Genomic DNA, 12,404 nt, shown 5'->3' on the forward strand with positions numbered 1-12,404 from the left:
AGCGGTCTAGTCCTCCGCGGCGGCCAGCGCGGACATGCTGGCCGGGTGCAGCACGCCCACCAGCACGACGATCGCGACCAGCCCCACGACGATCGCCACGACGGTCGTCTCGCCGCCCCAGAAGCTCCACGCCACCCCGAGCTGGATCAGCTGGGCCAGGACGACCGGGCTGCGCGCCCACGAGCTCAGCCGGGTCAGCGCCCAGGCGCAGTAGAGCAGTCCCCCGCCGTACAACGCGAAGAACGCCGTGGTCGTGAGCGCCACCTCCACTCGGTCCGCGTCGAGGCTGACCACCTCCAGCACGGCGTACCCGAGCAGCAGCAGACCCTCGATGGCGGCCAGCGATGCCGCCACCACGAGCGGGGCCGGCGCATTGGTGTCGGGACGTAGGCTCACCGGAGCAGCCTAGAAGAGCCACCACCCGCCTCGACACGCGAGCCTTCCCTGTGACGGACAAGACCACGGAAAGGCTTGTTTAACGTTCAGATTATTGCGAGTCTTGAGGGGTACCGCGTGAACTTGCGCGTGCTTTGGCGCGCCCATCACGTATGGCAGGTCCACCCCCCGGCCCGCCCCCTGAGTCCGAAGAAAGTAGGGATCGCCCAGCCATGGATTGGCGCCACCGTTCCGCGTGCCTCGACGAGGACCCGGAGCTGTTCTTCCCGATCGGCAACACCGGTCCGGCCATCCTCCAGATCGAGGAGGCCAAGCAGGTGTGCCGTCGCTGCGAGGTGCGCGAGCAGTGCCTCGCGTGGGCGCTCGAGGCCGGACAGGACCATGGCGTGTGGGGCGGCCTGAGCGAGGACGAGCGCCGCGCGCTCAAGCGTCGCAACGCCCGCGCGCGGGTGCGCACCGCCTGACCCGACCCCCGCACTAGTCCAGGGGTACGTCGAGCGCCGCCCGCGTGCCGGTGCCCCCGGGCCGCGGGCCGATCTCGAGCTGGCCGCCCAGCTCCGACTCCACGAGCGTGCGGACGATCGACAGCCCCAGGCTGCTCGAGCCGTCGAGGTCGAACCCGTCGGGCAGCCCCCGGCCGTCGTCGTCGACGGTGACGTGCAGGCGGCCGACCAGGCGCCGGGCGGTGAGCTCGATCCCGCCGCTGAGGTCGGCCTCGTCCGGGTCGTAGCCGTGCTCGACGGCGTTCTGGAGCAGCTCGGTGATCACCATCGCGAGGGCAGTCGCGGCCTCGGACGGCAGCTCGCCGAACGAGCCCGATCGGCGCACGCGCACCCGGCTGCCCACCGCGCTCACCTCGGTGACCATCCGGCCGAGCGGGTCCACGACGTCGTCGAAGTCGACGCGCTCCTCGACCGCCTGGCTGAGGATCTCGTGGACGATCGCGATCGACCCGACCCGGCGTACCGCCTCCTCGAGGGCCAGCCGGGCCGCCTCGTTGTCCATCCGGCGAGCCTGGAGCCGCAGCAGCGCGGCGACCGTCTGGAGGTTGTTCTTCACCCGGTGGTGGATCTCGCGGATCGTCGCGTCCTTGGTGACCAGCTCCCGGTCGCGCCGGCGCAGGTCGGTGACGTCGCGCACCAGCACCAAGGCCCCGATCCGGTCGCCCTGGGGACGCAGCGGGATCGACCGCACGATCAGCGAGACCTCGTCGGTGCCGATCTCGGTGTCCCGGTGGGCCCGGCCGCCGAGCACGGCGCTCAGGGTCTCCTCGTCGGGCCGCCGGCGCGGCGGCACCAGCGAGCGGGTCGTCTCGGCCAGGGACAGCCCGGTGAGGTCGCCGGAGAGCCCGAGCCGGCGGAACACCGAGAGCGCGTTCGGGCTCGCGTAGACGACCCGGCCGGCTGCGTCCACCCGCAGGAAGCCGTCGCCGACCCGCGGCGTGTCCGCGTGGTCGCTGCGCTGCCCGGTCGCGGGGAAGTGGCCGTGCGCGATCATCTGGGTCAGGTCGGCCGCGGTCTGCAGGTAGGACAGCTCCAGGCGGCTCGGGGTGCGCACGCCGAGCAGGTTCGTGTTGCGGGCGACCACCGCGATGATCCGGCCGGCCCGCCGCACCGGGATCGTCTCGACCCGCACCGGCACGTCGTCGCGCCACTCCGGGTCGCCCTCCCGGACCAGCCGCCCCTGGGCGTACGCCGCGTCGATCAGCGGCCGCCGGCCCACCGGCACGAACGTGCCGATCACGTCGTCGACGTACGCCGTAGGGCCGGTCGTCGGCCGCATCTGCCCGCCCGCCCAGAAGCCCTTGCCCTCCTGGTCGGGCAGCCACAGGACGAGGTCGGCGAAGGAGAGGTCGGCGATGATCTGCCAGTCCGCCATGAGCAGCTGGAGCCACGCGACGTCCTCGGCATCGAGGTCGGTGTGGCTGCGCACGAGGTCGCTCAGGGACGGCACGGACGCAAGGGTAGGACGTGTTCTGATCCCCGGGCGGCGTGTGGGGGTGGACCGGCACTGGACTAGCCCGCCGGCTTTCGTAGGATCGCCCCTATGTCCGGGGCATACTGGCGGAACGTGCACGCAGCAGGGCTGGCGGTCCCGTCGGATCGCCCGCTCGACGACCTCACCGCCGAGCTGACCCGGATGCTGGGTGACCCCGACCCGGCCCTGCGCGACGGCACGGCGTACCCCACGCTGACGACCTGGGTCGAGCGCGGTGTCTACGACGACCTGCTCTCCGGGCTCGGCGACGGCATGGCCATGGGGCTGCTGGTCGGGCTCGGCGAGCGCGACACCGACACGGTCTTCCGGCGCAGCTTCTCGGCGCTCGTGCTCGGGGAGTGCATCGCCCGCGACAACACGCGTCCCCTGCTGGCCGGCGGCAAGATCCTCGAGTGGGGCGACCGGCTCACGACGTGGGTGCTGCGCGAGCGCGACCTGCGCGGCTGGGTGCCCGGGAAGGGCTGGGCGCACGCGGTGTCCCACGGCGCCGACACGCTCGCGATCCTGGCGCGGTCGCCGCACCTGGCCACCCCTGAGCTGACCGTCCTGCTCGACGTCGTGGCCGACCGGCTGCTGATGCGGGTGGACCGGCTCTTCAGCAGCGGCGAGCCCGACCGCCTCGCGTTCGCGACGATGGCGGTGCTGCGTCGCAACGTGGTGCCGCTGCGCGTGCTCGAGCCGTGGATCGCCCGGATCGCGGCCGCGGCCGGCACCCGCTCGGCGTACGACGACCGCGACCCCTACCTCGCGGGCGGCAACGCCGAGGCGTTCCTGCGCGCCCTCTACCTGCAGCTCTCGCTCGGTGCGCGGCCGCCGCAGCTGCGCTCCGACCTGCTGCTGGTAGTCGTCGACGCACTGAAAGCGACCAACCACGGGTACCTCGCTACTACGGGTGAGTAACCTGCGGGCATGCACGACGAGCTGACGACCCCCGAGACCGACCCCGCCGGCGACCCGACCGACCTGAGCGGCCACGCCGGCGAGCTCGCGGTCGCGGTGGCCCGCGCCCACGGCGTGGACACGATGTTCACGCTCTCGGGCGCGCACGTCTTCCCGCTGTACGACGGAGCGGTCAAGGCCGAGCCGCCGATGCGGCTGCTCGACGTACGCCACGAGCAGACGGCGGCGTTCGCGGCGGAGGCGACCGGCAAGCTCACCCGGGTGCCGGGCCTGGCCGTGCTGACCGCCGGGCCGGGCGTGACCAACGGCCTGAGCGCGGTCGCGCAGGCGCAGTTCGCGGGCTCGCCGATGGTGGTCGTCGGCGGCCGGGCGCCGCAGAACCGCTGGGGCACCGGCGCCCTCCAGGAGCTCGACCAGCCACCGATCTTCGCGCCGGTCTCCAAGCAGGCGCGCACCATCCCCACGGCCGAGGACGTGCTCGGCGGGATGCACGACGCGTTCGTCACCGCCCGCTCGTCGCACCGCGGGCCGGTCTTCGTCGACGTGCCGATGGACGAGCTCTTCAACAGCGCGACCGGGCCGCTGCCCGCGGTCGCGCCGCTGCGCGGGGCCGACCCCGACCCCGACGCGGTCACCGCGGTGGCCGAGCTCCTCGCCGCGGCCTCCCGCCCGGTGCTCATCCTCGGCACGGACGTGTGGGCCGACCACGCGGAGGAGGCCGCGCTGCGCTTCGTCGAGGCGGTCGGCGTCCCGGCGATCACCAACGGCATGGGCCGTGGGGTCGTGCCCGGCGGCCACCCGCTGCTGGTGACCAAGGCCCGCGGCGTCGCCCTCGGCGGCGCCGACCTGGTGGTCGTGGTCGGCACCCCGTTGGACTTCCGGCTCGGGTACGGCGCCTTCGGCGGTCGCGACGGAGCCCCGCAGGCGCAGGTCGTGCACGTGGCGGACTCCCCCGGCCAGCTCTCGGGGCACGCCGACCTCGCGGCGTCGGTGTCCGGCGACCTGAGCTCGGTGTTCGACGGCCTGCTCGGCGCGATGGAGCAGGTCGTGCGCCGTCCTGACTGGTCCACGTGGGTCGGCGACCTCCAGGGCGCGGTCTCGGCCGCGGCCGCGCGCGACGCCGACCTGCTCGGCGCCGAGGCCGACCCGATCCACCCGGCCCGCATCTACGGCGAGCTCCTCCCCCGGCTCGCCGACGACGCGGTCGTGATCGGCGACGGCGGCGACTTCGTCAGCTTCGCCGGCAAGTACGTCGAGCCCAAGCGGCCCGGCGGCTGGCTCGACCCCGGCCCCTACGGCTGCCTCGGCGCCGGCCTCGGCGCGGCGATCGCGGCCCGGCTCGCCCGACCGTCCGCGCAGGTCGTGCTGCTGCTCGGCGACGGCGCGGCGGGGTTCTCGCTGATGGACGTCGACACGCTCGTCCGGCACGACCTGCCGGTCGTGATGGTGATGGGCAACAACTCCGCGTGGGGCCTCGAGAAGGGCCCGATGCAGATGCTCTACGGCTACGACGTGATCGCCGACCTGGCCCCGCGCACGGCGTACGACGAGGTCGTGCGCGCGCTCGGCGGCGCCGGCGAGACCGTGACCGACCCGCGCCAGATCGGGCCCGCGCTCGACCGGGCGTTCGCCTCCGGCGTGCCCTACCTCCTCAACGTCATCACCGACGTGGAGGCCGTCTACCCGCGCGCCAGCTTCGGTGTCTGAGGTCGTCGTCAGACCGGCCCGTGCCGACGACCTCGAGGCGGCCGGCCGGCTGACCGTCGCGGCGTACGCCGAGTTCACGACCGGGCCCGACGACCACTACATCGCCCTGCTGGGCGACGCCGCGAAGCGCGACCGGGAGGCCGAGCTCTGGGTCGCGGAGCTCGACGGCGCCGTCGTCGGCACCGTCACGGTCGCGCTGCCGGGCTCGCCGTGGCGCGAGATCGGCGCCGACGACGAAGGCGAGTTCCGGATGCTCGCCGTCTCGCCCGACGCCCGACGCCGGGGCGTGGGCGACGCGCTGACCCGGATGGTGCTGGACCGCTTCCGTGAGCTGGGCTTCCGCGGCGTCGTGCTGTCCAGCCTGGCGGAGATGACCACCGCCCACCGGATCTACGAGCGGTTCGGGTTCGCGCGTGTCCCCGAGCGCGACTGGTCACCGGTCCAGGGCGTCGACCTGATCGCCTACCGCTTGGAGCTCTGATGGAGGCCACCCTCACGTTCACCGTCGCCGACGAGCACACCGCGCTCGCCATCGGCTCGGGGATCCTGCCCGTGCTCGCGACACCTCGACTCATCGCCTGGTGCGAGGCCGCCACCTGCGCGGCCCTCGAGCCGACGCTGCCCGACGGCGCGACGAGCGTCGGCACCCGCATCCAGCTCGATCACCTCGCCGCCAGCACCGTCGGCCAGGCGGTCGAGGTGACCGCGTCCTCGGTGTACGACGAGGGCCGGCTGCACCGCTTCACGGTCGCCGCCCGCAACCTCGGCCCGGACGGCGCGCCCGGCAAGGTCGTGGGGACCGGTGAGGTCACCCGGATCGTCGTCGACGCAGAGCGGTTCCTCTCTCGGCTCTGAGGTGGGCGTGTGGGATTCCCCCGCCCGACCAGGCGCCCGATTTCGCCCCGGACCGCGCGTTTGAGAGGATGGGCGCTGGCCTCCGGGCCAGACAACGTCCGATCAGGAGGAAATCATGGGCAAGACCGGCCGCAAGCGCCGCGCTCGCAAGAAGAAGGGCGCGAACCACGGCAAGCGCCCCAACGCCTGAGCGCAGAAGTCAGAACCCCCGAACCGTCCGGTTCGGGGGTTCTTGCTCTCCCGGGGCGCTAGTCGAGCTCGACGCGCGTGATCCAGAACTCCGCCGTCTCCGGCATCTGGATGCCGAACCGGGCGTTGACGGCGTAGAAGGAGTCCCGCAGGAGCGTGCCGGTGCTCGGTACGTCGAACCCCTCGTACCTGTTCGCGTCCTCCACCGAGGCGGACCGATGGCCTAGCCGCACCTCCACGAGCAGGTTGTCGCTGTTGCGGAGCACCCAGAGGCGGCCGTGGCGGTCGAGCTCGATGCCGTCGCCGTTGACCAGCGGTTCCCCGTCGAGCTCGAGCGCGTCGGTCTCGCCCGTGCGCGGGTCGATCCGCAGCAGCGTCCCGGTGTTGCTCTGGATGGCGATCAGCCCGGACCCGAAGCCGTACCCGCGCCCGTGCCGGTGGCGGCGGTCGTCGTCACCGCGATGTCCGGAGCCGCGGCGGTCCGCGTAGCCGCTGACGATGCCGTTGAGGTTGTTGCCCGCCTGCAGGACGAGGTCGCCGGTCAGCGGCAGCACCTCGGCGGCGTCCGCGGCCGGGAGCTCGCCGTCGTCGAACGGGATCACGGCCAGCTCCGCGTGCGCGAGTCGGTGACGTAGACCGCTTGGCGCGTCACGGTGAGGTCGTTGAGGAAGCGCTGGGTCGCGTCCGGCGACGGGAATGAGTACGTCGCGAGCACCTCGCCGGTGTCGGCGTCCTGCGCCCGCACCTCGCCGGTCAGGCCGCCGGCCACCCAGAGCAGGTCGCGGCGCCAGTCGTAGGTGACGCCCACCGCGACCCGGCCGGTCGCGCCCTCGGCGAGGACCTCGCCGTCGCCCGTGCGCGGGTCGGCCACCCAGATCGCGCCGTCGGCGAGCGACCCGACGTACAGCCGCCGGCCGTCGTTCGTGATGCCCTCGGGGCGCCACCCGTTCGGCAGGTCGATTTGGTCCGGCCCCGCGTCGCCACCATGGTGATCGCTGTGGTGATCGCCGTGGTGACCGCCGTGGTCACCGCGGCCGTCGGCGGCGACGGGCGGGGCGAGGCTGAGGGCGAGGACGAGGCCGGCCGCGGCGCCGGCGGTGCGCAGGATGCTCATCGAGTGCTCCCGAGAGGGACGACGGTGGTCTGTTCACCTTCGAACGACAACCGGCCCCCGACAACCGTCGGGGGCCAGCTCTCATCGATCTCTCATGCGGCGCAGCAGCCGCGCGGCTCAGGACTCGCGGATCTGGACCTGGACCTCGCGGATCCGCAGCAGCACGCGCTGACGCAGCTCGTCGGGGGCGATCTCGGTGCACGACCGCGCCACGACGGTCTTCACGGTCCGCTGGAGGTCGTACTTCTCGAGGCACGGGTTGCAGCTGTCGAGGTGCAGACGCACCTCCGAGCAGTCGGCCTCGTCGAGCTCGTTGTCGATGAAGAAGACGATGCGCTCGAGGAAGTCCGCGCAGTCACCTGGCGTCGGCTCGCCCGCGTGTGCGGGGTGTTCGTGGCTCATGACTTGCCCCCGTCGCGACCAAAGGTCATCAGGTCGTTGTCGCGCACGTAGTCCGAGAGCAGGTCGCGCAGCTGGCGCCGGCCCCGGTGCAGCCGGGACATGACGGTGCCGATCGGGGTTTCCATGATCTCGGCGATCTCCTTGTAGGCGAATCCCTCGACGTCGGCGAGGTAGACCGCGAGCCGGAACTCCTCGGGGAGTCGCTGGAGGGCGTCCTTCACCTCGGAGTCGGGCAGGTGCTCGAGCGCCTCGGTCTCGGCGGATCGCAGGCCCGTCGAGGAGTGCTGCTCGGCGCGGTGCAGCTGCCAGTCCTCGACGTCCTCGGACATCGACTGCTGCGGCTGGCGCTGCTTCTTGCGGTAGTTGTTGATGAAGGTGTTGGTGAGGATGCGGTAGAGCCAGGCCTTCAGGTTGGTGCCCGGCCGGAACTGGTGGAAGGAGGAGTACGCCTTGGCGTACGTCTCCTGCACGAGGTCCTCCGCGTCGGCGGGGTTGCGGGTCATGCGCATCGCGGCCGAGTAGAGCTGGTCGAGGAAGGGAAGCGCCTCCCGCTCGAAACGGGCCGAGCGCTCGGCCTCGGTCTCCGTGGCGACGTCGACAGGAGGGTCGACAGGAGGGTCCACGACGGGTTCGGTGGCCTCGGGGGTGGGGTCAGCAGGGTCTGTCATCACTTCCCAGCCTAGCCCCGTGGGGCGGTCGAGCACTGCCAGCATGCTGGTGGAACGCGGACCCTCCCCCGGTCATTCCCGGCGCGAGCACGGGCTCAGGCCTCGTCGCGGGCCCCGGCGATCTCGCGCACGATCCACTCCAGCGTGGACTCGACGATGACCTCCATCGCCTCCGTCTCGGTGATGTCGCCGCGCGCCGGCACCTTGAAGCCGTGGTCGGCGGCGGGTACGACGGCAAGGTCGGTGTCACCGGGGAACTCGTCCGGACGGCCGAACGTGTCCCGCTCCCCCTGGATCACCAGCGTCGGGACCCGCGACCCGCGCAGCTCGTCGAGCCGCGACTTCTCCGGCTTGCCGGGTGGGTGCAGCGGGAACGCGAGGGCGAGGCAGCCCGACGCCGCCAGTCGCTGGGCGCACCGAGCCGCCGAGCGCGCGCCCGCGGACCGGCCGCCGACCACGAGCGGGGTGCGCGTGCGGAGCCGGTTGGCCGCCGCGACGAGCCCGGCGTCGAGCGTCGCGGGCGGGGAGGCGATCTTGCGTCCGGCCACCTTCCACGGCTGCTCGAACCGCACCACGGTGACGCCGTTGCGCGGGAGCCGCTCCGCCAGCGCGGTGAGGTCGCGGGTGTCGATGCCGTTGCCCGCGCCGTGGCTGAGCAGCAGGGTCGCGATCGGGCGGCGCGCCTGGTCGACGACCAGGCGGCCCTCGCCGTGGGGGGTCTCGACGCGGCGTTCCTGCCGCGTCACGACGACGCCTCGCCGGCGGCGTGCTCCAGCGGCAGCGGCTCGATGAGCTCGCTGCCGTTGTTGCGGACGTTGCTGACCAGCGTCGACACGGGGTAGGCCTCCAGCCGGCCGGGAGCCGCCGGCTCGAGCAGGTCGAGCAGGTCGTCGCCCTCGGCACGCGGGTCGAGCCAGTCACTCCACCGGGCCCGGTCGACCATGAGCGGCATCCGGTCGTGGATGTGGCCGACCGAGTCCTCGGCCTCGGTGGTGATCACCGTGCAGGTCCACCGGAACCGGTCGGGGTCGTCGTCGGGCCTCGTGGGGTCGCGCCAGATCTCGTAGAGGCCGGCCATGGCCAGGACGCCGTGGTCCTGCGGCCGGATGAAGAACGGCTGCTTCTTCGGCTTGCCGGCCTTGGTCTTCTCCTGGGTGGGGTACCACTCGAAGTAGCCGTCGGCGGGCAGCAGGCAGCGGCGCTTCGCGAACGCCCGCTTGTACGCCGGCTTCTCGGCGACGGTCTCCATGCGGGCGTTGATCATCCGGTTGCCGATCGAGGGGTCCTTCGCCCAGGACGGCACCAGTCCCCAGGTCACCACGCGCAGCTGGCGCTGGGGCGGCTCCTCGCTCTCCTTCGACTCTGCCGAACTCCGGGGAGGCCGCTCGACGACGGCGTACACCTCCTTGGTGGGTGCGACGTTGTAGTCGGCCGCCAGGGCGTCCTGGATGCGGCTCTCGACGATGTCGAACTCCTCGACGAGGTCCTCCGGGCGTCGGCTGGACGCGTAGCGGCCGCACATGCGGCCACTCTAGAGGGACCAGCCGACGCCCATCGGATGTGCAGCGTCGTCGTTCAGGCGCAGACGGCGTCGGGCTGGACGATCGTCCCGGTCACGGTGCCACCCGAGCCGCCCGTCACCTGCATCCGGACCTGGACGCTCTGCATCGGATCACCGTCGATCTCGACCTTGCCGGTCGATCCGCCGGGCGCCAGGTTCCAGGTGTCCATCTGCTGACCGTCGATGGTCACCGACACCGCGGCCGTTGCCCCGGGCGGACCGCTCAGCGTGATGTTCTGCAGGCGGACCGTCGTGCAAGTGCCCTGGAGGCCCCAGACCACCTGCACGAAGTGGGGCGGTGCCGTGTCGCAGGCGGCCGCCGGCGGCGTCGTCGTGGCGGGCGTGCTCGGGAGCGACATCGCGATCTGGGTGTCACCGCCCGTGACGGCGGGCGCACAGCCCTGGGAGGTGACTGCGAGCCCGCCGTCCGGCGGCGGCATCGACGTCGTCTCGAAGACCATGACGCTCGTCGTTGCGCGATCGAGGTTGGGGCTGGTGCCCCGGTAGTAGATCGTGCCCGGCACGGCGCTCGAGTCGTTGACCGTGGCCACACCGCGCCCGTTCGTGGTCACCGTCTTCCAGGCGGTCCAGGCCCCGGTGTCGCCGACGCGCTTCTCGATCTCCACCGTCCGGTTCGCCAGGGGCTCGTCGCCCTTCACGGTCTCGGCGGCGACGGTGTAGGTCTGCCCGACGGTCAGGTCCAGGGTGTTGAAGCTGACGCCCAACAGCAGCTGGGGCTTCGCGGCCGGCGGGTTGTCGCCGCCGCCCTTGCCGCCGCCCTTGCCGCCGCCCTTGCCGTTGCCCTTGCCGTTGCCGTCACCACCCGTGCCGTTGCCGCCACCGGCGCCCTTGGCGCGGATCGCGATGCGGTCGACCCTGGAGACCTCGGGCCCCATCTTGGCGCGGAACGCGTAGGTGCCGGTCTTCGCCTCACGCCGCTTGAACGACGTCAGCCGGGTGTCCTCGGTGACCTTCTTGGCCGAGACGTTGCGCCACTTCCCGCCGGGTGCGCGGCGCTGGAGCATGACCCAGCCCGCCTGCGCGCGCGGGTTGACGAGCACCTTGAAGACGGTGCCCTGACGTGCGGACGACGGCACCGCGATGCGCGGGTCCTTGGTGATGGCGGCGTCCGCCGTGCCGTGGACGACGGCGAGCGCCGCCACGGTCAGCGCGACGACGGCCGCGCCGGAGATGAACTTCTTGAACATGGCTCTTCCCTCCCATCGGAGCCGGTCGGGCGGCAGCTCCCGAGCGCTGCCGCCCGAGGTGTCAGCTGACGTTGACGGTCCGGGCCTTCAGGAAGGCGAAGTAGTGACCCGACGGGTCCGAGGTCTTGAAGACCACGTTCCGCACTGCGGCCTGGCCTGCCGACCAGTCGTACCCACCGGTCGGACGGCGGACCGGGATCGTGATGGTCTCCTCGTTGCCCGAGCACTCGAAGGCGCCGAGCGAGATGACCGCGCTGGTGGCCGTCTGGGTGCCACCGGCGGGGTTGGTCTGCGAGACCTGGGCCGCCACGAAGGCGTTGGTGGTCTCGTCGGGGCAGACCACTGTCACCCGGACGTTCATGATCATGCCGGTCGCAGACCGCGTCGCGGCCTTCTCGATGCTGATCGCCGTGTTGTCAGCGTGTGCCGCCACGTCGGTGGCGACGACCAGTCCGCCCGCGGCCATGACCGCTGCGAAACCGGTGGCGAGGGTTCTCTTGAGCATTTTCCCTCCCATGGGAAACGACTGCCGGGCGGGCGCCCGACGCCGATCCACGGTCCGCTCGGGTCGGCGGTCTGACCTCGGCCCGATTGGGGAAGGAGGTCGGCGAATCCGCGACGCGGCTCATACCGATTGGGTAGCGGAGAGTCCCCGGAGTCAGCTGCGGGTGAGCTCGTCGAGGAGGGCGACGACCGACTCGTCGGTCTCCGGCAGGCCCTCGATCCAGGCCCGGGGACGCGGCGGGTCGCCGGCGTCGATCATCCGGAGCAGCAGGTCGAACCGGCGCAGCAGCAGCTCGTCGCGGCGGGCCAGGACGGCCAACCGTCCCGGGGCGAGATGCCCGATGGTCTCGACGCCGGCGAACACTCCGCGGACGGTGGCCCCCAGCTGGGCGTCGTCCATCGCGCGGGCGAGCGGCTCGCCGTACACCCGCGCCCCGTGGGCGACGTCGGCCGCCACCACCACGAGCGCGTGGGTCTCGTGGACCGGGCCGCCGCGGCGCAGGTCGCCGATCACCGTGCAGAGGTGGGCGAGGCTGCCGAGCCCCGTCAGCGGGTCCTCGCAGGAGAGGCCGTGCACGTAGCCGAGGGTGGCCTCGCTCCAGGCGACGGCCAGGGCCCGCGACTCGGCGTACGGCGGGACCACGCCCTGGACCAGGTCCCAGGTGCGGGCGAGGTCGTCGAGCGCCTCGGCCAACGAGATGCCGTCGCGTGCGAGCGTGCCCCCCAGCACCTCGCACGCGACGACGGTTCCCGATCCCGAAGCCAGGGCCTCCCCCACTGCCTCGAAGCGCGGCGGCAGCGCCGCTCGCAGCTCGTTGGTCAGTTCCTGCCCTGCTCCGGGTTCGGCCGTGGTCGTGCTCCGCCTGCGCGTCGCCATCCAGTCCACGGTCGGCTCCCCCTCT

Annotated in this window: 17 protein-coding genes; 6 read left to right on the top strand and 11 right to left on the bottom strand. The window is 72.5% G+C overall.

The genetic code is table 11. From position 1 onward, the window contains the following. Positions 1-6: 6 nt before the first annotated feature. A complete protein-coding gene (locus ACFQQI_RS05935; RefSeq protein ID WP_378559345.1) occupies positions 7-396 on the bottom strand; it encodes a hypothetical protein in 390 nt (129 codons plus the stop codon). Between the two features lie 212 nt (positions 397-608). On the opposite strand from ACFQQI_RS05935, the gene ACFQQI_RS05940 reads away from it, so the two are divergent. Continuing rightward, positions 609-860 carry a WhiB family transcriptional regulator gene (locus tag ACFQQI_RS05940; RefSeq protein ID WP_011755173.1) on the top strand — a complete coding sequence of 84 codons (252 nt, stop codon included), beginning with the start codon at positions 609-611 and terminating at the stop codon, positions 858-860. A gap of 13 nt (positions 861-873) precedes the next feature. Here ACFQQI_RS05940 and ACFQQI_RS05945 read toward each other — a convergent pair whose 3' ends face one another. Then, positions 874-2,349, bottom strand: a complete 1,476-nt coding sequence (locus tag ACFQQI_RS05945) for a sensor histidine kinase (RefSeq protein ID WP_378559349.1) — start codon at positions 2,347-2,349, stop codon at positions 874-876. A 93-nt stretch (positions 2,350-2,442) separates the two neighbouring features. Between ACFQQI_RS05945 and ACFQQI_RS05950 the strand changes: the two genes are divergently transcribed. The 5 genes from ACFQQI_RS05950 to ACFQQI_RS05970 all read left to right on the top strand — a co-directional run bounded on the left by ACFQQI_RS05950 (position 2,443) and on the right by ACFQQI_RS05970 (position 6,046). Then, positions 2,443-3,294, top strand: coding sequence for a DUF2785 domain-containing protein (locus ACFQQI_RS05950; protein ID WP_378559352.1), 852 nt, complete (start codon positions 2,443-2,445; stop codon positions 3,292-3,294). A gap of 9 nt (positions 3,295-3,303) precedes the next feature. Further along, entirely contained in the window at positions 3,304-5,001 is a 1,698-nt protein-coding gene (locus tag ACFQQI_RS05955) for an acetolactate synthase (RefSeq protein ID WP_378559355.1), read from the top strand. Beyond that, positions 4,994-5,482, top strand: a complete 489-nt coding sequence (locus tag ACFQQI_RS05960) for a GNAT family N-acetyltransferase (protein ID WP_378559358.1) — start codon at positions 4,994-4,996, stop codon at positions 5,480-5,482. The genes ACFQQI_RS05955 and ACFQQI_RS05960 overlap by 8 nt, the downstream gene beginning before the upstream one ends. Next, positions 5,482-5,856 (top strand): thioesterase family protein, encoded by a 375-nt coding sequence (locus ACFQQI_RS05965; protein WP_378559361.1) that lies wholly within the window; start codon positions 5,482-5,484, stop codon positions 5,854-5,856. The genes ACFQQI_RS05960 and ACFQQI_RS05965 overlap by 1 nt, the downstream gene beginning before the upstream one ends. A 115-nt stretch (positions 5,857-5,971) precedes the next feature. Continuing rightward, positions 5,972-6,046 carry a 50S ribosomal protein bL37 gene (locus tag ACFQQI_RS05970; protein WP_369759046.1) on the top strand — a complete coding sequence of 25 codons (75 nt, stop codon included), beginning with the start codon at positions 5,972-5,974 and terminating at the stop codon, positions 6,044-6,046. A 58-nt stretch (positions 6,047-6,104) separates the two neighbouring features. On the opposite strand, the gene ACFQQI_RS05975 is transcribed toward ACFQQI_RS05970, so the two are convergent. From ACFQQI_RS05975 to ACFQQI_RS06015, 9 genes are all read right to left on the bottom strand, one after another. After that, positions 6,105-6,647 carry a hypothetical protein gene (locus tag ACFQQI_RS05975; protein ID WP_378559364.1) on the bottom strand — a complete coding sequence of 181 codons (543 nt, stop codon included), beginning with the start codon at positions 6,645-6,647 and terminating at the stop codon, positions 6,105-6,107. Next, complete coding sequence (locus tag ACFQQI_RS05980) at positions 6,644-7,159, bottom strand: YncE family protein (RefSeq protein WP_378559367.1); 516 nt, start codon at positions 7,157-7,159, stop codon at positions 6,644-6,646. Before ACFQQI_RS05980 ends, ACFQQI_RS05975 begins: the two co-directional genes overlap by 4 nt. 117 nt (positions 7,160-7,276) lie before the next feature. Continuing rightward, positions 7,277-7,561 carry a mycothiol system anti-sigma-R factor gene (gene rsrA, locus ACFQQI_RS05985; protein WP_378559368.1) on the bottom strand — a complete coding sequence of 95 codons (285 nt, stop codon included), beginning with the start codon at positions 7,559-7,561 and terminating at the stop codon, positions 7,277-7,279. After that, positions 7,558-8,229: a sigma-70 family RNA polymerase sigma factor gene (locus ACFQQI_RS05990; protein WP_378559371.1), complete on the bottom strand. Its 672-nt coding sequence runs from the start codon at positions 8,227-8,229 to the stop codon at positions 7,558-7,560. Before ACFQQI_RS05990 ends, rsrA begins: the two co-directional genes overlap by 4 nt. Before the next feature lie 95 nt (positions 8,230-8,324). After that, entirely contained in the window at positions 8,325-8,975 is a 651-nt protein-coding gene (locus ACFQQI_RS05995; protein ID WP_378559373.1) for an alpha/beta family hydrolase, read from the bottom strand. Continuing rightward, the gene (locus tag ACFQQI_RS06000; protein WP_378559376.1) at positions 8,972-9,751 is read right to left on the bottom strand and encodes an SOS response-associated peptidase; all 780 of its coding nucleotides are present in this window, start codon (positions 9,749-9,751) and stop codon (positions 8,972-8,974) included. Before ACFQQI_RS06000 ends, ACFQQI_RS05995 begins: the two co-directional genes overlap by 4 nt. Positions 9,752-9,804: 53 nt before the next feature. Then, positions 9,805-10,998, bottom strand: a complete 1,194-nt coding sequence (locus ACFQQI_RS06005; RefSeq protein ID WP_378559379.1) for a hypothetical protein — start codon at positions 10,996-10,998, stop codon at positions 9,805-9,807. Positions 10,999-11,059: 61 nt separating this feature from the next. Further along, the gene (locus tag ACFQQI_RS06010) at positions 11,060-11,503 is read right to left on the bottom strand and encodes a hypothetical protein (RefSeq protein WP_378559382.1); all 444 of its coding nucleotides are present in this window, start codon (positions 11,501-11,503) and stop codon (positions 11,060-11,062) included. Positions 11,504-11,656: 153 nt separating this feature from the next. Beyond that, positions 11,657-12,379, bottom strand: coding sequence for a hypothetical protein (locus ACFQQI_RS06015; RefSeq protein ID WP_378559385.1), 723 nt, complete (start codon positions 12,377-12,379; stop codon positions 11,657-11,659). Positions 12,380-12,404: the final 25 nt, after the last annotated feature.

It is taken from the genome of Nocardioides sp. GCM10030259, from assembly GCF_042666375.1.
Taxonomy (GTDB): Bacteria; Actinomycetota; Actinomycetes; order Propionibacteriales; family Nocardioidaceae; genus Nocardioides.